This is a genomic window from Bradyrhizobium sp. Ash2021 (assembly GCF_031202265.1).
Taxonomy (GTDB): domain Bacteria; phylum Pseudomonadota; class Alphaproteobacteria; order Rhizobiales; family Xanthobacteraceae; genus Bradyrhizobium.
This window is the reverse complement of record NZ_CP100604.1, coordinates 7827177-7847986: the sequence shown is the minus strand read 5'-3', so window position 1 is coordinate 7847986 and position 20810 is coordinate 7827177. Positions and strand designations below refer to the sequence as shown.

Genomic DNA, 20810 nt, shown 5'->3' with positions numbered 1-20810 from the left:
TCCCCGCGGGGCCCGGCGGGTTCCAGGTCGCGCGGGTTATTTCGTCTGTTAGAGGAAAACGAAGGCGGCAGGGGCTGCGCTCAGGCTCTGTCCGGGAGGGCGAATATGGCGGCGCAGCAACGGCATTGCTCCGCGCTCACACCACCCCGCCGAGATAGAGCCGCTTGACGATGTCGTTGCCCTTCAATTCGTCGACCGAAGCGGCCGCGACGACGATCTCGCCGTGGACGATGATGTAACCGCGGTCGGCGATGCGGATCGCCTGATTGAAGTTTTGCTCCGCCATCAGCACCGTCAGGCCGACGCGCCGGTTGAGCTCGCCGATCTTGGCGATGGTCTGCGAGACCAGCAGCGGCGAAAGACCGACCGACGGCTCATCGATCAGCAGCAGCCGTGGCGACGACATCAGCGCGCGCGCAATCGCGAGCATCTGTTGCTGGCCGCCTGACATGGTGCCGGCTAGCTGGCTCTGCCGCTCCTTCAGCGCCGGAAACGTGTCGAAGGCGAGCGCAAGGTTGCGATCGATGTCGCGGCGGGCGGCCTTGCGGAAGGCGCCGAGCATGAGATTTTCCAGCACGGTCAGTTTTGGAAACAACCGCCGGCCCTCAGGGACCATCGCCACGCCGAGATCGACGATGGCCTCGGGCGACAGCTTTGTCAGATCGTGCGGCTTGCCGTCGATGGTCAGCGAGATGCTTCCGCGTCCCGGCCGGACCAGGCCCGCGATGCACTTCATCAGCGTGCTCTTGCCGTTGCCGTTGGTGCCGAGCAACGCGACGGTCTCGCCGGCCTCGACATGGAGACTGACGCCGCGCAGCGCCTTCACGGCGCCGTAACCCGCATCGAGGTCGTTGATGGCGAGGCTAAGTGCCAAGATAGGCCTCCTGCACCCGCTGATTGGCCATCACCTCGTCCGGCGCCCCGAGCGCAATGATCCGGCCGGCGTCGAGGCACATCACGCGCTGCGAAAAGCGCATCACGGCCTGCATGATGTGCTCGATCATGATGATGGTGATGCCTTCGCCGGCAAGTTTGATCAGGAGATCGAGCACCTCGTCGACTTCCGAAGAGGAGAGGCCCGCCATGGCCTCGTCGGAAATCAGCAGCTTCGGGTGCGTCGCCATCGCGCGGGCGAGTTCCATCTTGCGCAATTCCACCTGGCTGAGCCCGGTGGTCGGCAGGTCGGCCTTGGACGTGAGGCCGGTCTGCGCCAAAATCGCCATCACGGTGTCGCGCCGATGCGCGGCGGGGACGAAGCCGCCGGCAACGGTCGCAAAATCGAGCGCCACCATCAGGTTTTCGACGACCGTCATGCTTTTGAACGGCCGCGGGATCTGGAAGCTGCGCGCAATGCCGCGGCGGGTGCGCATATGCGCCGGCAGCGGCGTGATGTCCTCGCCGCGGAACAGCACGGTGCCGGGCTCGGTGCGGAACGCACCGGAGATGCAGTTGATCAGCGTCGTCTTGCCCGAACCGTTCGGGCCGATCAGGCCGAAGCGCTCGCCGGCGCGAATATCGACGCTGACATTGTCCAGCGCAGTGAAGCCGCCGAAGCGCTTGGTCAGCCCGCCGATCCGCAGCAAAGGCAGTTCGGGTTCAGTGGATGTCATGCTTCGCGCTCCGCGCGCTTGCGGCTGGCCTTGCGGATCAGGCCGATCAGGCCTTCGGGTGCTGCGACCACGAACACCACCAGCATGATGCCGAGCACCAGCAGGTTCACTTCCGACGAGATGGTGACGGTCAGGAGCTGCTGCGTCGTGCCGAGCAGGATGGCGCCGATCACCGGGCCGGCCCAATGCGCGGTGCCGCCGATCAGCGACATCGCGAGCACCGAGACGGAGTAATTGAGATTGAAGGCGGACGACGGGTCGGCGTATTGCAGGTACATTGCCGCGGGCGCTCCGGCCGCGCACATCAGCGCGCCGGAGATCACGCAGGCCAGCACCTTGAGCCGCAGGGTCGGCACGCCCGTACATTCAGCGGCGAGCTCATCGTCCTTGAGCGCCTGCAGGCCGCGGCCGATCCAGGAGCTTTGCATGTAACGCGCGATCGCGATTGCCAGCACCACCAGCAGCGCCTGAACGAAAACCAGCATCTGCACATAGCTGTCGAATGGCGCCATCACCGCGGGCCGCTGCATCTGGATGCCGGCCGCACCGCCGACGAAGCGCCAGTTCGTCACCGAGGTCTCGATCACGATGGTCAGCGCAATGGTCGCGATCGAAAAGAAGATGCCCTGCATGCGCAAGGTCAAAAGGCCCACTGCGAATCCGAGCAATGCGCCGACGGCGGCGGCGGCGGCGATCTGCACCGCGAGCGGCGCCCCCGTCGCCTTGAACAGGAATACGGCGGTGTAGACGCCGACGCCGAAAAACGCGCTGGTGCCGAAATTCACGTAACCGGCATAGCCGCCGAGGATGCTCCATGCCACGGAGAGCACGATGAACTGGAGGATCACATAGGCGGCAAAGAAGGGATATTCGTTGCGGATGAGTTGCGGCAACAGCGCGACGACGACGAGAAAAAGCGCCGCCCCGATCCAGAAAGCGATGCTGTTGCGATTCATGACCGCCTGCCGAACAGGCCCTGCGGCCGGATGGCGAGAACGCCGAGCAGCATGGCGAACGAAATCGCCGGCGCCCAGGAGGCGCCGAACAAGGTCAGCACGATGGTTTCGACGACGCCGAGGATGATGGCGGCGATCAGCGTGCCGGTCATGCTGCCGAGCCCGGCCATGACCACCACGCAGAATGTCCGCCCGATATAGGCGCGGTCGAGGATCGGATCGACGGGAGCGACGATAATCAAGAGGGCGCCGGCGATCCCGAGCACGGCGGTGGCAATGCCGAACGCCCATTGCTTGATCTTGACCGGGTTGGCGCCCATCAGCCGCAGCGCCTCCTGGTCCTGCGCGACCGCGCGAATCGCGCGGCCCATGAATGTTTTGGACAGGTACAGCGACAGCAGGATCGTCAGCCCGGCGGCGACCGCGAACGCCACGAGCAACCGGAGTGGAATCCGCATATCGCCGATCCGCCAGGCCTTGCCGATATAGGTCGCGGTGACCGAGCGCTGGTCGACGCCGAATTGCAGGATGATCAGCACTTCGATGATGAAGGCGACGCCGAAGAAGAACGCGATCCCGCGCACCCCGGCGTCGCTGCCGCGCTTTTCGAATGTCTCGTAATACAGCCGGTAGGCGACAAGACCGAACAGGAACAGCAGCGGCGTGATCATCAGCCCCGCCAGCAGCGGGTCGATGTCAAAGCGATCGTTGAGGAAGAACACGGCGTAGGACGCCATGACCAGAAAGGCCGGATGCGCGACGTGCGGCACGTCGAGCAGGCCGAACGAGACCGACAGCCCGAGGCTGACGGCTGCGTAAAAGCAGCCGAGCAGCACGCCGATAACCACCGCATCGAGCAGCAGGGCCATTGAAAACAAGTAAGATCCCCCTTGAACCGGTCGCCGCTTCCCGCAGGTCGCGCCGTCCGGTTATTCCATCGCCCTGACCGGGGCGCATTTGCCCCGATCATGGCCGGCAGTGTGATCCACAGAGAAAGTCGCGAGGTTACGTCCGGGCGGCCTCAAATGGCGTGACGAGCTCGCCGGACTTCAATCTCTCCGGGAACAGGATCACCTGCTTGCCCGGGCTGCGGAACTGCTCAACGTTCTTGTCCTTGACGCCGCGGAACTGCGCCATCAGCGTCGCGGTTTCCTTGCGCTCGCCGTCCGCCGAAAACGCGATCGGACCGACGATGGTCTTGACCTCGTTGGCGTGCAGATATTTTGCGATCGCCTTCTGGTCGAGCGACCCTACGGCCTTGATGGCCTGCTCGACGAGTTGACCCGAGGCGTAGCCAAACGGCGCCAGATAGTAGCCAAGCGGATCGACCTTCGCTTCCTTGGCGCGTGGCGTATAGGCATCGAAGAATGCCTTGGTGCCGTCGAAGTACATGTTCGGTTCCGGCAGCCACGTGTTGTAATTGACGACGCCGTTGAGCAGCGAACCCAGATTCTCCATCACGGCCGCGAATTGCAGGCCGACCATACCCCCGCCGAAGATCTTGACGTTGTCCCCGACCCCGATCTCGTTCACGGCGCGCAAAATGCCGGCCGAGTCCGGCGGATAGGACGCGACATAGACGATGTCAGGCTTCGCGGCGTTGAGCGCACGGAGAATGCCGGAGAATTCCACGGTGTTTGGCGGATAGGACTGGTCGAAGACGACAGACATGTTGAGCTTCTTTGCGACCGCCTTCGCGGTCACCGCCAGATTCTGGGCGAATTCCTGGTCCGCGGCGAGAAGCGCCATGGTCTTGCCGCCGGCCTTCTGGCCGAGATCAAGGAACGCCGCCGCCCAGCTGTCGGCCGGTCCCCAGGGCGCATTGTTGAACCACATGTCGTGGCCGACCTTGCTGTTCACCTGAAACGAGAAGTTGCCCATCAGCAACAGGCCGCGCTGCTTGACGAGCGGCATGAGCGGCGCCGTCGGCACCGTCGCGTAGGGCGCGAACAGCAGATCGACCTTGTCGACATCCAGAAGCTTCGAGTAGATCGCCGGGGTCTCGGAAGCGCTCGACTTGTCGTCATAGACGATCAGTTCGACCTTGCGGCCGAGCAGGCCACCCTTGGCGTTCACGTCGTCACGCCAGATATCGATGCCAAGCTGCGAAGCCTTGCCGCCGCCCGCAAGGCCGCCGGTTTGCGCCATGCTCATGCCGATCTTGACCGGCGGCTGCTCGGCGACAACGCCCGAGGTCCGTCCGACCACCGCGGCGGCGATCGTTCCGCCGAGAAATGTCCTGCGTTTCATCGATCCTCCCCAAGTGTTTTTGTTGCCTGCCCGCGTTCGGATTCTGTGCTCCGATTGTCGCGGACGGAAAGTTAGGACGAAAGCGCGCCCGGCCACAAGCCACAATAAGTCTCGGGTGCGGTCGTCGGCGCTTAACGTTTGTGCGAATCGCTTGCGGCGAAGCTGATGCGAACGTCAAGTCCGCAGCCCTAGCTCGCCGCTGGCGCCGACGCGGGCGAATGCCCGTTCCCGGTCCCGGCCGCCGGTTTCAGGATCGCGGACGGGTCGGCGCCGACGCGTCCGCTGATCTTGTCGACCGCGCTCTCGCGTGACAGCCGCATGTCGAAGCGGATGCTCGGCAGCCCCTTGATCGGGCAAGCGGGATCGTTCGGCTGGATGTCGACGGCGAGGTCGCCCGACGAGCCGAACACGACGTCGTCCTCGAGATGCGGATCGTCGCGCAAATAGAGCGCGGTCACCAGTTCGCGATAGCCGGTAGCCTACCGCCGTCGGGAGACGACCGCTAGTTGAGGATTGCCGGCGGGGCCGTTCCTGATCCGTCTTCGCTCTCGCTGCGCCGGACATGCTCCGCGCTGGCAATCTCAGGGTGGCTGCGCCACGCGTAGCCCGTGGGGGACGGCTCCAGTCCGTCTTCGCTTTCGCTGCGCTCAAGCTTCGCCGGACACGCTTCGCCCTGGCAGTCTCAGCGTGGCTGCGCCACGCGTAGCCCGCCAGGGCGAAGCGTGGCCCGGATCCTGCTTTGACAGGGGGGTGCTAACCTGATCCATTTCCGGTCGCTCTGGGCCTCTGCGACGGCAGAGGCATCGAAGGGTGGGAATTCAGCACCAGCGAGGAGCCGAACCGATGCAAGAGCGGGAACTTCGAGATCTGATTGCAGACGTCAAGACCGGCCAGCTGCCGCGGCGGGCCTTTGTCCAAAAAATGATCGCCGTCGGCCTGACGGCGCCAATGGCCAGCATGATGCTGAGCCATTCCGGGGTGGCGATGGCCGCGACTGCGGTCCCGTACAAGCCAACCAAGGCCGGCGGCGGCGGCCTTCTTAGACTTTTGTATTGGCAGGCCGTGACCCTGCTCAACCCGCATTTCGCCGTCGGCACCAAGGACCAGGAAGGCTCCCGGATCTTCTACGAGCCGCTGGCCGGATGGGACAATGATGGCAATCTGGTTCCGTTCCTGGCCGCCGAAATTCCGAGCAAGGAAAATGACGGATTGGCCGAAGACGGCCTCTCGGTGGTCTGGAAACTGAAACGCGGCGTCAAATGGCATGACGGCATGCCGTTCACCGCGGATGACGTCGTATTCAACTGGGAATATGCGCGTAACCCTGAGACCGCGGCGGTCTCGATCGCCAGCTACAAGGATATCACGGTCGATAAGGTCGACGATTTCACCGTTCGCGTGAAGTTTGCAAAGCCGATGCCGTTCTGGGCCGATGCCTTTGTCGGCACGGCCGGCATGATCATCCCGAAACATTTGTTCGCGGATTACATCGGCGGCAAATCGCGCGACGCGCCGGCCAATTTGAAGCCGGTGGGCACCGGCGCCTACATGTTCGTCGATTTCAAGCCGGGCGACATGCTCCGCGCCAAGCTCAATCCCAATTACCACGTTCCGAACCGGCCGCATTTCGATACGGTGGAAGTCAAGGGCGGCGGCGACGCGGTGTCGGCGGCACGCGCGGTGCTGCAGACCGGCGAATATGATTATGCCTGGAACATGCTGGTGGAAGACGAAATCCTGACCAAGCTGGAAAGTGCCGGCAAAGGCAAGGTGAGAATCGATGAGACAGGCGCGGTCGAGTTCATCATGCTCAACGCGACCGATCCGGCGGTCGAGGTCGACGGCGAGCGTGCGAGTCTGAAGACCAAACATCCGCTGTTCAGCGACCCGGCGGTGCGTCAGGCCATCAATCTCCTGATCGATCGCGCCTCGATCGAAAAATACATCTACGGCCGCACCGCATCCGCCACCGCAAATTTCCTGAACGCTCCCGAACGCGTCCGGTCGAAAAACACCAAACTCGAATTCAACATCGAGAAAGCCAACGCGATTCTCGAGGCCGCCGGCTGGAAGAAGGGTACGGATGGCGTTCGCGCCAAGGACGGCAAATCGCTGAAGTTCGCGTACCAGACGTCAATCAATGCGCCGCGGCAGAAGACCCAGGCCATCGTCAAGCAGGCGTGTCAGAAGGCGGGTATCGAGATCGAGTTGAAGTCGGTCGTGGCATCGGTGTTTTTCTCCTCCGACACCGCCAACCCCGATACCTACCCGCATTTCTATTGCGACGCGCAGATGTACAATACCACCATGACGCAACCGGACCCGCAGCTTTTCATGAACCAGTACACGTCGTGGCAGGCGGCGACCAAGGAGAACAAGTGGCAGGGACGCAATGTCTCCCGCTGGCAAAGCAAGGAATATGACGAGGTCTACAAACAGGCCGAACAGGAACTCGATCCGGTGAAGCGGGCGGCGATGTTCATCAAGCTTAATGATCTCGTCGTCGGCGACAATTACATTCTGCCCTTGCTGCGCCGACCGAAGGTCTCGGCCCTGAGCGGCAAGTTGATCGCGTATTTGACCGGCTGGGACAACGATCTGTATCAGCTCGCGAGCTGGTACCGGGAAACGTGAGGCCTGATGTGAGATTTACGATGCTAACGATCTGAACAGGCGACAAGCGGGACGACGATGGGAAAATACATTCTCCGGCGCCTGATCATCGCTCTTCCCAGTCTGCTCGGCATCAGTCTCGTTCTGTTCGTGCTGCTGGCGCTGGCACCTGGCGATCCGTTCGGCGAGCTCGCCACCAACAGCAATATCCCGCCCGAAGTGCGGGAGGCGTTGCGGGTGAAATTCGGGATCGACGATCCTATTTTCGTTCGCTATCTGCGCTGGCTGGTCGCCATGCTGCACGGCGACTGGGGTTTTTCGTTCTCGAGCCGCATCGATGTCGACAAATTGATCCTGCAGCGCGTCCCGACCACGTTGTTCGTGGTCGGCTCCTCGCAGATCCTGGCGTTGGCGATTGCGCTGCCGGTCGGCGTCTATGCCGCCATGCGGCCCTATTCGATCTTCGACCAGATCGCCAACACCTTCGCCTTTGTCGGCTTTTCGCTGCCGACTTTCTTCACCGGCCTGTTGCTGATCCTGATCTTCAGCGTCAATCTCGGCTGGCTGCCGTTCGTCTATCGCGTCGATATCCCCGCCACCGGCTGGCACTGGTATTGGGAATATTTCAAGCAGGGCATCATGCCGGTCACGGTGCTCGGCCTGTTTCAGGCCGCATCCTATACGAGGTATGTGCGCTCCGCGGTACTGGATGTCATCCGCCTCGACTATGTCACGACCGCGCGCGCGAAGGGCATTGGCGAAGGCAAGGTCGTGATCAAGCACGTGGTCCGTAACGCGCTGATTCCCGTGGTGACGCTGGTCGCGCTGCAGATGCCCGCGGTGTTCGGCGGCGCCATCGTCACCGAACAGATTTTTCGCATCCCGGGCATCGGCTCATTGCTGATCACATCGATCCTCGCCAACGACACGCCTGTCATCATGGCGGTGACGTTCGTGTTCGCCTGTCTCGTCGTCATCTTCAACCTCCTGGCTGATATCATCTATGGCTGGCTTGACCCACGCATCTCCTATCGCTGACGTCGCCGTCCCGCTTGAGGGGCGCCGGCGGCACATTTCGCCCGGCTTCGAGGCGTGGCGAAAGTTTCGCCGCCATCGCATGGCCGTTGCGAGCGTGGTGATCCTGGCGCTGCTGGCGGCGGCGGTTTTGCTCGGGCCGTTGGTCTGGCGCCTGCCGATCAACGAAATCGATTTCACCGCGCGGCTCAGTTCGCCGTCCTGGCAGCACCCGTTCGGCACCGACGATCTCGGCCAGGACCTGCTGGCGCGCATGCTGTATGGCGGACGCATTTCGCTTACGGTCGGCTTCGCGGCGATGACGGTCGCCATCATCGCCGGCACCCTGATCGGCGCGATATCGGGCATCTCCCGTGGCAGCGTCGACGCCGTGCTGATGTGGATCACCGACCTGTTCCTGGCGCTGCCGCAGTTGCCGCTGCTGTTGCTGGTGATCTATCTGTTCCGGGATTTCCTTAAAGCCTTGGTCGGCCCGGAAGGCGGCGTCTTCATCCTGATCGTCCTGGTGATCGGAGCCTTTCGCTGGATGCCGGTGGCGCGGCTGGTGCGGGCGCAATTCCTGTCGCTGCGCGAGAAGGAATTCGTCGAGGCGGCGAGGGCGCTCGGCGCGACGACCCCGCGGCTGGTGCTCAGGCATATCCTGCCGAACTCGCTCGGGCCGGTGATCGTGGCCGGCACCATTGATGTTGCGGCGGCGATCATCGCGGAATCGACGCTGTCGTTTCTGGGTCTTGGTTTCCCACCGGATATTCCGACCTGGGGCCGGCTTCTGTTCGACGCCAAGGATTACCTCGACATTGCACCGCATTGGGCGCTGTTCGCGGGGGCTGCGATCTTCCTGACCGTGCTCGCGATCAATTTCATCGGCGACGGGTTGCGCGACGCGCTTGATCCCAGGAAAGTCATGTAGATGTCGAGCGACGCGCCCGTGATAGAGCTCGACCAAAAACCTGCCGGCGAAACCGCGCTGCTGGATATCAGGGGCCTCAGGACTCACTTCGCCACCGACGACGGCATCGTGCATGCGGTGGATGGCGTCGATCTCACCGTCGGGCCCGGCGAAACCGTCTGCGTCGTCGGGGAGTCCGGCTGCGGCAAGACCGTCACCGCGCTGTCCGTGCTGAAACTCATCGCGATGCCGCCCGGCCGCATCGCCGGCGGGCAGATCCTGTGGCAGGGCCGCGACCTTGTTCCGCTGCCGGCCAACGAGATGAACAAAATTCGCGCCCGGGAAATCGCCATCGTGTTCCAGGAGCCGATGACCTCGCTCAATCCGGTCTACACCATCGGCGATCAGATCGGCGAGGTGATCGCGCTGCACGAAGGATTGAGCCGCCGCGCCGTGCTGGAGCGAACCATCGAGATGCTGGCGCTGGTCCAGATCCCGAATCCGAAAGCCCGCGTCAACGACTATCCGCATCAGTTTTCCGGCGGCATGCGTCAGCGCGTGATGATCGCGATGGCGCTGTCGTGCCGCCCCAAACTGCTGATCGCCGACGAGCCGACCACGGCGCTCGATGTCACGATCCAGGCGCAGATCCTGGATCTGCTGCAGGACATGAAATCCCGCTTCGGCATGTCGATCTTGCTGATCACTCACGCCATGGGCGTCGTCGCCGAGGTCGCGCAGCGGGTCGTGGTGATGTATGCGGGCAAGGTGGTGGAGGAAGCCTCCTGCGAGAGGCTGTTCGCAAATCCCCGGCATCCCTATACCCGGGGCCTGATCCGCTCGATCCCGCGTCTCGATCTGGCAGCGGTCCGCAAGACCCGCCTGCAGACGATCGCGGGCAGCGTGCCGAAGCTGATCGATCCGCCGGCCGGCTGCCGCTTCGCGCCGCGCTGCAGTTTTGCGACGGATGAATGCAGGCACACGCAACCCGCCTTGCGCGAGCTCGAACCGGGCCACAAGGTTGCGTGTATCCATGCCGAACAGACGGTCGTCCAATGAGTGAGCCGTTGCTCAGGGTCTGGAACCTGACCAAGCAGTTTCCGATCAAAGGCGGCCTGTTCGGCCGTCAGGCCGGCAGCGTCCATGCCGTCGACGGTGTCGATTTCAACGTCGACCGCGGCGAAACCCTCGGGCTGGTCGGCGAATCCGGTTGCGGAAAGTCGACCACCGGGCGTTGCGTGCTTCGGCTGATCGAACCGAGTTCCGGCGAGATCCATTTTGAAGGCAAGAATGTCAGGCGGCTGCAGGCCAGCGAGCTACGGGCGCTGCGCCGCGACATCCAGATCATCTTTCAGGACCCCTATGCGTCGCTCAATCCGCGCATGAATGTCGGCGCGATCGTCGGCGAAGCCCTGATCATTCACCGCTTGACGAAAACCAGACGGCAGTTCGAAGAGCGTGTCGTGAATTTGCTCGAGACCGTCGGTCTGCGAGCGGATCATATGGGGCGCTATCCGAACGAGTTCTCCGGGGGCCAGCGCCAGCGCATCGGCATCGCGCGCGCGCTCGCCGTCGAGCCCAAGTTGATCATCTGCGACGAGCCGGTGTCGGCGCTGGATGTGTCGATCCAGGCCCAGATCATCAATCTCCTGGAGGACCTGCAGCAGAAATTCGGGCTGGCCTATCTCTTCATTGCCCATGACCTGTCGGTGGTCGAGCATATCAGCCGGCGCGTCGCCGTGATGTATCTCGGCCGTATCGTCGAGACCGCGCCGGCCCGCGAGTTGTATACCTCGCCCAAGCATCCCTATACCGAAGCGCTGTTGTCGGCGGTCCCGATTCCGGATCCGAAAGTAAAGCGCCAGCGCATCCGGTTGCAGGGCGAGGTGCCAAGCCCAATTCATCCGCCGTCCGGCTGCCATTTTCACACCCGATGCCCGATCGCGCAGTTTCCGTTATGCAGCAGCCAGGTGCCGGCGCTCAAGCAAAGCGCCGACGGGCATTGGGTCGCCTGTCATTTGCGGTGAGAGCCGGTGCCTCGTCCTGACGGTCCCCGCGTGGCTGCGCCAGGCATAGACTGCGTGCAACGGGGCCCGCCTTCGTCTTCAGTCCGTACGGGTATTCCAGGCCTCAAACCGATTTGACCTCGCCGCCATCCATCCGCAGCGTCGAGCCGGTCATCCAGCGGGCGCCCGGCGATACCAGAAAGGCCATCAGTTCGGCGATCTCCTCCGGCTCGCCATAGCGTGCGATGCCGGCTTCCTGCGGGAATTTCGCGGTCGCCTCCTCCACGGTCATGTTGTGCAGCGGCGCCCAATGCGCGAGGTAGGAACGCCGCCGGCCGGTCATGACAGGGCCGGGCAGAACACTGTTGACCTGGACCCCGTCGGCGATGCCGCGATCCGAAAAAGCCTTGGCGAGCGCCACGATCGCCGCGTTGATCGTGCCCACGGCCGCGTACGGCGCCTTGGGGAACAGCGCCGAATTCCCCGACATCAGCACGACCGAACCCTTGGCTTGCCTCAACGCCGGCCATGCCGCGATCGTCAGCCGGCGGGCGCCGTGCAGCTTGAGCGCAAGGCCGCCATCCCATTGCGCGTCGGTCATCTCGAAGAGATCGATCTGCGGCACCGCGCCGGCGATGTTGAGCAGCGCATCGATCCGGCCGAATGCGGAGAGCGTCTGATCGACGATGCTTTTCGCGGCCGCTATCTCGGAAAGATCGATATCGGTGACGAGCGGTTCGGCGCCGGCCGCCTTCACCGCCTCGGCCGTCTTGTCGAGATTGGGACGGTCGCGCGCGGCGAGCACGATCGACGAAAAGTCACGTGCGAGTCGGATGGCGGTGGAACGGCCGATGCCCTGGCTCGCGCCCGTGACGATCGCTACGGATGTCGACATGTGATGTCTCCCGGTCTTTAGATGTGGACGGCGAGGAATTCGCGAATCGCTGCGGCGATCTCTGCGGCATGCGTCTCCAGCGCGAAATGGCCGGTGTCGAAGAAGCGGACGACCGCACCGGGAATGTCGCGCCTGAAGGCCTCGGCGCCGGGCGGCAGAAAGAACGGATCGTTCTTGCCCCACACCGCCAGGAATGGCGGCTTGTGCGTGCGGAAGTAGTCTTGGAAAGCCGGATAGAGCGCGATGTTGCTCTTGTAGTCGCCGAACAGGTCCAGCTGGATCTCATCGGCGCCGGGGCGCGCCAGATAGAAATTGTCCAGCGACAATCCGTCAGGAGAAACCGTGACCTCGTCAGCCACGCCGTGGGTGTATTGCCAGCGCGTCGTTTCGGGCGCGAGGAAGGCGCGGAGCGCTTGGCGATTGGCCTGCGACGGCTCCTTCCAATACGCGCGAATCGGATTCCAGCCCTCGCTCAGCCCCTCCTCATAGGCGTTGCCATTCTGCGAGATGATCGCGGTGATGCGGTCGGGATGTTTTGCGGCGATCCGAAAACCTGTCGGCGCGCCATAGTCGAAGACATAGATCGCAAAGCGCTTCAGCCCGATCACTTCGGTAAAGCGGTCGATGATTCCGGCGATGTGGTCGAATGTGTAGGTGAAGTTGCTCCGCGCCGGCATGTCAGATTGGCCGAAGCCCGGCAGGTCGGGTGCGATGATGTGGAAGCGATCGGCGAGAAGTGGGATGAGATCACGGAACATGTGGCTCGCGCTCGGAAAGCCGTGAAGCAACAGCAGCGCCGGTGCATCGGCGGCCCCGGCCTCGCGATAAAAGATCTTCAGGCCGTCCACATCCGCGGACCGGTATTTGATCGCAGTCATTGGGGTTCTCCTGGGTTTGTAACCATATTGAAGGGCAAGGAAGGTTATTGGCCGTCTTGTGTAGCTGCCGTTGGCGCGGGATCGCGGTGCCTTTTGCAGTTCCTTGAGATGGGGGGTGGCTATCTCACCGGCCTGGCGTACGGACCGCCGTTGCGGCGCGCATCGCCTCGCGGATGATGTCCACGACGACGCCGGGCGCGGTCACGATCGGCGTATGATCGACCGGATGTGAACGCACCTTCGCCTGCATGCGTTCCGCCATGAAACGCTGGGTGTCTGCGATGATCATGCGATCCTGCTCGGCCACGAGGAACCAGCTCGGACGATCCTTCCAAAGCGGCCGGCCCACCTTGACGCCGATACAGGCAGCAGCGATCGGCCGCTGAACGGCAGCCAGCAATGCCCGCTCTTCGGTGGAAGCATGCTGAGCGAACGCCTCGGCAAAGGCGTGTTCGGGAAGCCAGATCGCGCCATGCTTGTCAGGGGCCAGCAAGGGCGCCTGCGGATGCGGCGCGGCGCGATAAAACACATCCGCGACCGTCTCCCCTTCGTCGGGGGCGAGTGCCGCGACATAGACCAGCGATCCGACTTTCTCGTCGCGGGTCGCCGCAATCACGGCGCCGGCATAGGCATGGCCGACCAGCGCGACCGGGCCTTCGATCCGCTCCAGGGTCCGGTCAAGCGCGGCCACGTCGTCGGCCAGAGAGGTTAGCGGCAGCGGTGCGGCAACGACCCGGGTGCCTTCAGCCCTGAGCGGGCCGATCACCTTGCTCCAGCTCGATCCGTCGGCCCAGGCGCCATGGACGAGCACCACGCTCACATCGTTGACAGACATTTCTCACCTCCTTGCTGGTTCTCTTTGTAGTAACCTGTCTAAATGCTATAGAGGGGTTACTTCCAACAAGAATAACTTGTCAAGAGGGCTCAGAGGGGTTATTTTGTGACTGAAAGATGACCAAGGCGCAGAGATGACCAAAACCCCGCACGCTCAAACGGTGCCTCAACGCCCGCCCGCGATATTCGTCGCCGACGCGCTCGGTCTGGATTTCCTGAATTCGGTTGCGACTCCGGTGGACACGGAAATCGACTGGATCGACGACGGCGATGGTCTGCTGGCCTGGCTGGCGCAGGCGCAACTCGTACCGGCCGAAACGCTTGAAGCTTTGCGGGCACAGGCGATGCCCGGAGAGTTCGACAACGTCGCGGCTCAGGCGCGAAGCCTGCGTGAATGGTTCAGAGGATTCGTCCGGCAGCGCAAAGGGCGGCCGCTTGCTTCAGCAGACCTGCGCGAGTTGGCGCCGCTGAACCGGCTGCTCGAACGCGATGAAGGGTTCGGGCGAATCGTAGCTCACGACCGCGGCCATGGCGCGGGTCTGGCGTTTCGAACGATGCGCCGATGGAGGTCGCCGGAAGCGCTGCTGCTGCCGATCGGTGAAGCGCTGGCGAAATTCGTTTGCGAAGAAGACTTCTCAAACGTGAAGGCGTGCGAGGGGCCGGCCTGCACGCTGATGTTCGCCGACCATACGCGAGGCCGTGCGCGCCGATGGTGCATCATGGCGATCTGCGGCAACCGCGCGAAACAGGCTGCTCACCGACACCGGCTCAAGATGCAACAATAAAGCCGGCAGACGGCGGTCCGCTTCTGCTCCGTCGATCTGATGAACCCCTGAGGTGCCTAGGCCGAGCTAGCCAGATCCTTGGCCAGTTCCAAACCTTGCTTGCGACCCTCCGCGATGCCCTGCGCGATCGCCCTCGCAATGATCTCAGCTTCATCGCAGGAGAGCCCCTTAAGGGGCGGCGTCCACGAGCGCTCGATTTGACGGGCGCGCATCAGGTCCCTGTCCGTAACAGCGAGCGGTTTAATGGGCATGTGATTCCCCCACCATAGACCAGAGGATCAAGCAGGCAGTCGTCTGCAGATCAAACTGACCCGCTCGGTGCATCTAATCTGAAACCTTTCAGAAGAGACCGCAAGGGATCAGCCATGCTATCGGAACCCAGGTTTCGCCGGACGTTGGTGCTGGCAAGGCATAGCTCCGGCATCATTTTTCGATCCAGCGGGCTGAGCCGAGTCGAGTGCCGTGCTCGGTGTTGGCGGGGTCGTTGCTCTCCGTGCGTCGAGGTGTCCGCGGCCAGAACCGACAAGCGCCGGAATACCCTGCTCAAAGGGCCAAGCCAGAGCGACGTGCCTCGATCAAAGCGGACGTCCGCAGACACCTTTGATTCATGAGTTCACGCTCATGACGCGAGCGTGGAATTGGATCAACCTCGCATGATGCGCTGCATCATGGGCCGGTCCGCATGACGGGATCGCGCGATCGCAACGCCGGGTTGAGCTCTAAGGGTATCGCTATGCGAACCGTCAAGCCACGGCTATAGTCCGTCGCGGACGTCGAAGAAATCCGACCTCAAAGAAACCTCACCAAGTTTGGGAGTGAATCAAGAACACGTAGGGAGGAAATCAAAATGTCGCTGACCCGTCGTCAAGCGCTGGCGTCCGCCGCCGCCGCGATTGCAAGCACCGTCGCCAAGCCCGCGATCGCCGCCAAGGAGCCGATCCTGATCGGTTATCTACCGGCACTCACCGGTCCCTCATCCTCCACCGGGATCGGGATCAATCGCGGAGTCCAGCTCGCTGTGCAGGAGATCAACGCGGCCGGTGGCATCGACGGGCGGCAGATCGAGCTGATCGTCCGCGACACCCAAAGCGAGCCGACCAAGGCCGTGAACGGAGCCGCCGAGCTCATCCACGCCCACAAGGTGAGCGTCGTCCTGGGTCCAGTCAATTCCGGCGAGTCGCTCGCGGTCGTGCCGCTGCTCGCCCGTGCGAACACGCCGCAGATCCATCCGTGCTGGGTCGACAGCCTGACTGATCCGAAAAAATATCCGATGTGTTTCCGCAACGCCTCCACCAACCAGCAGATCGGCGCCGCCGCCAACCGTTATGTTGTGGACGTGCTCAAGTGCAAGAAGGTGGCGGTGATCAGCGATACCACCGGCTACGGCACCGCCTCGGTCAACGCCTATGTGCCGATGCTCAAGGCCAGGAACGCGGAAATCGTCTACCAGGGCAACATCGACGCCGCCAATCCGGATCTCACAGCCGAAATCCTGCGCATGCGCTCCGCCGGAGCGGAGGCGATCATGCCCTGGAGCGTGAATCCCGGATTCCTCTCGCGTATCATCAATACACGTGGGCAGACGCAATGGGACGTGCCGATCGTGGGCCAGACCACGCTCGGCTCCGGCCAGACCCGGGCCTTGCTGGAAAAGCCCGAATACTGGGCCAGGGTCTATCCCAACAATTTCCGTCCCGTCTGCTATGACGCCGACGACAAGCTCACCGATCGCACCGCCGCCTTCCTCGACCGACTGAAGAGCGCCAGGATCGAGCTCAGCGATACGCTTCTGTGGTGGGTCGCGGTCGGCTATGACTCGCCGAACATGATCGCGCAGGCGGTGAAGAACGCCGGCGCCGAACCGGAACAGATCGTCGGCTATCTCAACAAGCTGAACGGCTATCCCAGTGTCTTCGGCGACATCTCATTCACGCCCGAACGCCACGACGGCTATCCGGACGAGGGTATCGTCATGGTCGAGGCCAATTCGCTCAAGAATGGCGCGTTCAAGCTGGCGCCGGGTTACGGGGCTTAGGACAAACGCCTCCACCAAGATTCGTCATGCCCGGCCGTAGCAGTCAAGCGTGCGCAGACTGCGTAAACTTGTCTGCGATTCCGGGCATCCACGTCTTAGTTTCCGCATGAAAAAGACGTGGATGGCCGGGTCATAGGCGACCGGAAGCGACGCCGTCCTTCGGACGGCTATGCCTGGCCATGACGATGCGGAAATACCTTACTGCATCATGGCTTCGGCGATCTTCTCGGCAGCCATCAGGGTTGGGAAGTTGGTGTTTGCGCATGGCACCACCGGGAAGATCGAGGCGTCGACGACGCGCAAACCCTGGACGCCCTTGACGCGGCCCTGCGTATCGACGACCGCTATCGGATCGTCGGCCCGGCCCATGCGACATGAGCACGAGGCGTGCCATACGCCGATTGCCGCCTTGCGCACGAAGGCTTCCAGCGCGTCGTCGTCGTTCATCACGTCGTCGAACGTAAATCCTTCGACGACGAACGTATCGATCATGTAGTGGCGTAGCGCCGCCGGCCCGTCCATCAAGGCGGCGGCAATCGAGGTGAGGATTTTGTTCTTGGCATTGACCACGCCGATCTTGCGCACACGGTCGGTGTAGGAAGCCGGGAACGGCTTGTCGGTCACGGCTCTGACAGGCGCGGTCATCTGTAGTGCCGCCATCTTGCGAAAACCGCTCATGAGGCGGTCAAGGTCGCGCCGGTCCGACAGGAGGTTGAACTCGACGACCGGCTCCGCCTCCGGATTGCGCGAGGCGAGCTTCACCTGTCCGGTCTCAGAGTAGGTCTTGTTGACGAAGGTGAGCAGCGAGGCGATCTGCGCGCCGACCGCATGCCAGGCCGACTTGCTGAGGACGGCAACGAACATGTCGCCTCTTGGCACACCGGGCAACCCGGAGGAGTAACGCAGCCCAAGCTGGATGTGGCGTCTTGTGTGCTCATTCATGCGTGCGCTGCGGCGGACGAATGACGACAATGAGATCGAGGGATGATCCATCAAGCGCTGGCCGACACCTTCAAGGCCCATCAGGACGGGAATGCCCATGTCCTTCAGGTGACCGACCGGGCCGATGCCGGAGCGCAGGAGATGCGCCGGCGAGTGGATCGCGCCGCAGGAGAGCGCGACTTCGCGGCCGCGGAACTCCTGCTCTCTGCCGTCGACCACCGCCTTCACGCCGACACAGCGCGTGCCCTCGAACAAGAGCTCCTTCACCTGCGTATTGGTCGAGATGGTCAGGTTGGCGCGCCTGCGCGTCTCGCGATCGAGATAGCCCATCGCGGCCGAGACGCGCTGCTCGGCCTGATTGGAATGCGTGACCGGGAAATAGCCTTCAACGAACTCGCCGTTCTGGTCGGGCAGGAAATCATAGCCGGCGAGTTCGCAGGCCTCGGCCACGGCTTGCGAATGTCCTGTCCAGTGCTCCCGCGGGATGCGGCGGACGGGGATACGGCCGTCTTTGCCGTGGAACGCCCCGTCGAAGTCGAGGTCGCGCTCGACCTTCCTGAAATAGGGCAGCACGTCGTTCCAGCTCCAGCCGGCAGCGCCGCGCGCTTCCCATTCATCGTAGTCGGTCGGCGCGCCACGATTGGCCAATTGGCCATTGATGGAGGAGCCGCCGCCCAGCACGCGCGCTTGCTCATATTTGCGCAAGGGCGGGCGTTCCTCGGGGTTGTTGTGGCTGACGACCTGGGTCGTGACTTTGAGCCCGGTCCAGTGGAAGCGCGGATCGAAATAGGCCAGGCCCGAATAGCTATCCAGAATCTCGGACGGCTCGTTGCCGGGCGGTGTGTCCTGTCCCGCCTCGCAGAGGAGGACCTTGTTGGCGCTGCTGGTGGACAGCCTGTGGGCCAGTACGGATCCCGCCGACCCGCCACCAACGATGATGAAGTCGTACACGTTTTGCGCTTCCCCTCGTTTTTATCTTGGCAAGGTAGCGCAGTTCCGTCTTTGGGTCACGCAGGTCGATTGCTTGCGCGGCTTGCCGAGCCGTAGCTCGCGGGCCGAGCAGCCCGCCTTCGCCAAGAGGCTCCGGCGCGGCAGCCTTCACTCGCTTCGCGAGCGAAGGCTGGCGGGCACGGCAGTGCTGACGGCTTGCAGAGAAATCAAGCACTTATCATTTCTTGAGACAATCGGAACTCCCGATGTTTCCTGATGTTTGTCTCAGTTCATTGTCTCGCTTGCCCCTGACGGCGCGGCAAGCGGCAGTCTCATGCGAAACGCCGCGCCGCGTCCCGCCAGGTTCTCTGCCGACAGCCGTCCGCCGTGGGCTTCGACGATGGTTCGCGCAATCGACAAGCCCATGCCCATGCCTTGGGGTTTTGTCGTGAAAAACGGCTCGAACACCTCCTTGAGTTTCTCAACGGGAATGCCCGGACCGACATCCGAAACAGAGAGCTCGGCAGAATTGCCGTCACGTGCAGTCGTGACGGTAATCCTGCGTTCAGCGCTCGGCATGCCTGACATCGCATCCATAGCGTTGACGATCAGATTCAGGATGACCTGCTGAAGTTGAATTAGATCACCTTTGACGGGAAGTGGCGTCGGTGCAATGAAATTGGTCAAGCCAACTTCCCGCGCAATCGCCAGCGCCGAAAGAAACTGCATGGTCTCGCGCACAACATCGTTGAGATCAATATGTTTGGGCTCAAATGGTGCCTTCTTCAGCAGGCTCCGCAATCGGCCAATGACTTCGCTGGCGCGCGCGTCGTCCCGGCGTATGTCGGCGAGGATTTCCCCGATCTCCTGCAGATCGGGGGTCGGAGATTTGATCATGATTTCAGCTGTTTCGATGTTGGTCAGAATAGCGCCCAGCGGCTGGTTGATCTCGTGCGCGATCGTGGCGGTAAGTTCACCAGCCGTGGAAAAGCGGTTCATGTGGGCCAGCTCCGCCGAGCGTTGCCGCGATTGAACTTCGGCATAGAGGCGCCGCCGCCGCTGATACAACAGGCCGGAGATCAGCACGCCCTGCAGCAGGAACACCGCGCACATCAAGGCGATCTGCCAGCGATATTGCTGCCACACCGTCGGCTCGCGAAAACGAACCATACTGCCGGCGGGAAGCCGATCCTCGCTGATGTTCCAATGCTGAAGTTCCCGCCAGTCGTACTGCGGTACCCCAAGGGTCACCGGTTGCATTTTGAGGTCGCCTGGGGATTCGCCGCTCAGGATGCGAACAGCGGCTTGTGCCATCCGTCGTCCAACTTCCTCGCTGGAGAGCATCGGCCCGCCAACGATGCCCGACCCGAGGTAGCTGTCAATATAGCTGAAGATGGGCGCGTTGGTAGCCTCTCTAAGTTTCGGTAGAACCAGATCCCAGTCCAGCGGAACGCCGGCTGCGTCGACACGAAGGTCCACGTAGAATGCGGCAGAGTGCGGCGGCAGTTGCGATATGCGTTTCAACATATCTTCAAATCGCAGGTCATTGAACCATTCGAATGATATTCTGTCCGTGAACGGCTGCGATGTACGGCGGAACTCCTCCGTCCAGAACCTCTCAAGGGGAGATGCACCAACAACCCATGCGATGTGGGTCGTGTTCGGGAGAACTTCCAGAATATTTTCGATCCACTTCCTGAAGTCCAGCGTCACCGGGACCGGTGCATCAAGCGAAGTGAGCGTGCCGTAGTTGATGGCTCGCTGCTCCGGCCCACCGATGACGAGCGGGATGGAGGGGAAGAACTGCGCCCGGTATTTCTGAACAAAAAAAGCAGCCGGCGCGCCAATCGTCACAATCAGGTCGAGCTTTCGCGTGCCGAAAAGAGCCGCCAGATAATCGACGATCGGGCCTTGCTCGTCCGGTTGTTGAAATCGTGCCCCTTCGAGCGAGGCTTCATAGAGATCGATCTTGTCTGGCGATTGCTTGAAGAGTTCCTCTCGGAAATGTCCTGCAAAGAAGGCCCAGGGTACAAATTGCGGACCGAACGAGTGCAACAGCAGCACGCGCTTCGGCTCTGCCGCAGCAGGGCCGATCGTGGAAAAAATCAGCATTATTAGAATAAGCCAACCCCGCGTCGAGCATGCCATGGCT

At 62.5% G+C, this 20810-nt stretch carries 19 protein-coding genes; 7 read left to right on the top strand and 12 right to left on the bottom strand.

Annotated features, from left to right (window positions below; all coding sequences use genetic code 11):
* Positions 1-136: 136 nt before the first annotated feature.
* From NL528_RS37800 to NL528_RS37775, 6 genes are all read right to left on the bottom strand, one after another.
* A complete protein-coding gene (locus tag NL528_RS37800; protein WP_309179432.1) occupies positions 137-874 on the bottom strand; it encodes an ABC transporter ATP-binding protein in 738 nt (245 codons plus the stop codon).
* Entirely contained in the window at positions 864-1610 is a 747-nt protein-coding gene (locus NL528_RS37795) for an ABC transporter ATP-binding protein (protein ID WP_074273514.1), read from the bottom strand. The genes NL528_RS37800 and NL528_RS37795 overlap by 11 nt, the downstream gene beginning before the upstream one ends.
* On the bottom strand, positions 1607-2566 hold the full coding sequence (locus NL528_RS37790; protein WP_309179431.1) for a branched-chain amino acid ABC transporter permease: 960 nt from the start codon (positions 2564-2566) through the stop codon (positions 1607-1609). The genes NL528_RS37795 and NL528_RS37790 overlap by 4 nt, the downstream gene beginning before the upstream one ends.
* Positions 2563-3435 (bottom strand): branched-chain amino acid ABC transporter permease, encoded by an 873-nt coding sequence (locus tag NL528_RS37785; protein WP_309185174.1) that lies wholly within the window; start codon positions 3433-3435, stop codon positions 2563-2565. The genes NL528_RS37790 and NL528_RS37785 overlap by 4 nt, the downstream gene beginning before the upstream one ends.
* 136 nt (positions 3436-3571) lie before the next feature.
* The gene (locus NL528_RS37780; RefSeq protein WP_309179430.1) at positions 3572-4816 is read right to left on the bottom strand and encodes an amino acid ABC transporter substrate-binding protein; all 1245 of its coding nucleotides are present in this window, start codon (positions 4814-4816) and stop codon (positions 3572-3574) included.
* 188 nt (positions 4817-5004) lie between these two features.
* Positions 5005-5274 carry a hypothetical protein gene (locus NL528_RS37775; protein ID WP_309179429.1) on the bottom strand — a complete coding sequence of 90 codons (270 nt, stop codon included), beginning with the start codon at positions 5272-5274 and terminating at the stop codon, positions 5005-5007.
* A gap of 385 nt (positions 5275-5659) precedes the next feature.
* Here NL528_RS37775 and NL528_RS37770 point away from each other — a divergent pair, with 385 nt between their 5' ends.
* The 5 genes from NL528_RS37770 to NL528_RS37750 are packed head-to-tail and all read left to right on the top strand — an operon-like array spanning position 5660 to position 11380.
* Positions 5660-7450 (top strand): peptide ABC transporter substrate-binding protein, encoded by a 1791-nt coding sequence (locus NL528_RS37770; RefSeq protein WP_309179428.1) that lies wholly within the window; start codon positions 5660-5662, stop codon positions 7448-7450.
* A gap of 57 nt (positions 7451-7507) precedes the next feature.
* Positions 7508-8467 (top strand): ABC transporter permease, encoded by a 960-nt coding sequence (locus NL528_RS37765; protein ID WP_309179427.1) that lies wholly within the window; start codon positions 7508-7510, stop codon positions 8465-8467.
* Positions 8433-9374 (top strand): ABC transporter permease, encoded by a 942-nt coding sequence (locus NL528_RS37760; protein WP_309179426.1) that lies wholly within the window; start codon positions 8433-8435, stop codon positions 9372-9374. Before NL528_RS37765 ends, NL528_RS37760 begins: the two co-directional genes overlap by 35 nt.
* Positions 9375-10412: an ABC transporter ATP-binding protein gene (locus NL528_RS37755; RefSeq protein WP_309179425.1), complete on the top strand. Its 1038-nt coding sequence runs from the start codon at positions 9375-9377 to the stop codon at positions 10410-10412. It abuts the gene before it with no gap.
* Positions 10409-11380: a dipeptide ABC transporter ATP-binding protein gene (locus NL528_RS37750; protein WP_309179424.1), complete on the top strand. Its 972-nt coding sequence runs from the start codon at positions 10409-10411 to the stop codon at positions 11378-11380. The genes NL528_RS37755 and NL528_RS37750 overlap by 4 nt, the downstream gene beginning before the upstream one ends.
* A gap of 103 nt (positions 11381-11483) precedes the next feature.
* Here NL528_RS37750 and NL528_RS37745 read toward each other — a convergent pair whose 3' ends face one another.
* The 3 genes from NL528_RS37745 to NL528_RS37735 all read right to left on the bottom strand — a co-directional run bounded on the left by NL528_RS37745 (position 11484) and on the right by NL528_RS37735 (position 13967).
* Positions 11484-12254, bottom strand: a complete 771-nt coding sequence (locus NL528_RS37745) for an SDR family oxidoreductase (protein WP_309179423.1) — start codon at positions 12252-12254, stop codon at positions 11484-11486.
* A 17-nt stretch (positions 12255-12271) separates the two neighbouring features.
* Positions 12272-13132 carry an alpha/beta hydrolase gene (locus tag NL528_RS37740; protein ID WP_309179422.1) on the bottom strand — a complete coding sequence of 287 codons (861 nt, stop codon included), beginning with the start codon at positions 13130-13132 and terminating at the stop codon, positions 12272-12274.
* A gap of 124 nt (positions 13133-13256) precedes the next feature.
* Positions 13257-13967: an alpha/beta hydrolase gene (locus tag NL528_RS37735; protein WP_309179421.1), complete on the bottom strand. Its 711-nt coding sequence runs from the start codon at positions 13965-13967 to the stop codon at positions 13257-13259.
* 133 nt (positions 13968-14100) lie between these two features.
* Between NL528_RS37735 and NL528_RS37730 the strand changes: the two genes are divergently transcribed.
* Positions 14101-14751, top strand: a complete 651-nt coding sequence (locus NL528_RS37730) for an ABATE domain-containing protein (RefSeq protein ID WP_309179420.1) — start codon at positions 14101-14103, stop codon at positions 14749-14751.
* Between the two features lie 56 nt (positions 14752-14807).
* On the opposite strand, the gene NL528_RS37725 is transcribed toward NL528_RS37730, so the two are convergent.
* Complete coding sequence (locus tag NL528_RS37725; RefSeq protein ID WP_309179419.1) at positions 14808-15002, bottom strand: hypothetical protein; 195 nt, start codon at positions 15000-15002, stop codon at positions 14808-14810.
* Positions 15003-15598: 596 nt separating this feature from the next.
* Here NL528_RS37725 and NL528_RS37720 point away from each other — a divergent pair.
* On the top strand, positions 15599-16786 hold the full coding sequence (locus tag NL528_RS37720) for an ABC transporter substrate-binding protein (protein WP_309179418.1): 1188 nt from the start codon (positions 15599-15601) through the stop codon (positions 16784-16786).
* A 198-nt stretch (positions 16787-16984) separates the two neighbouring features.
* Here the strand turns inward: NL528_RS37720 and NL528_RS37715 are convergent, their stop codons facing one another.
* Both NL528_RS37715 and NL528_RS37710 read right to left on the bottom strand, forming a co-directional pair.
* Positions 16985-18679 carry a GMC family oxidoreductase N-terminal domain-containing protein gene (locus NL528_RS37715; RefSeq protein ID WP_309179417.1) on the bottom strand — a complete coding sequence of 565 codons (1695 nt, stop codon included), beginning with the start codon at positions 18677-18679 and terminating at the stop codon, positions 16985-16987.
* A 264-nt stretch (positions 18680-18943) separates the two neighbouring features.
* The gene (locus NL528_RS37710) at positions 18944-20770 is read right to left on the bottom strand and encodes an ATP-binding protein (protein ID WP_309179416.1); all 1827 of its coding nucleotides are present in this window, start codon (positions 20768-20770) and stop codon (positions 18944-18946) included.
* Between the last annotated feature and the right edge of the window lie 40 nt (positions 20771-20810).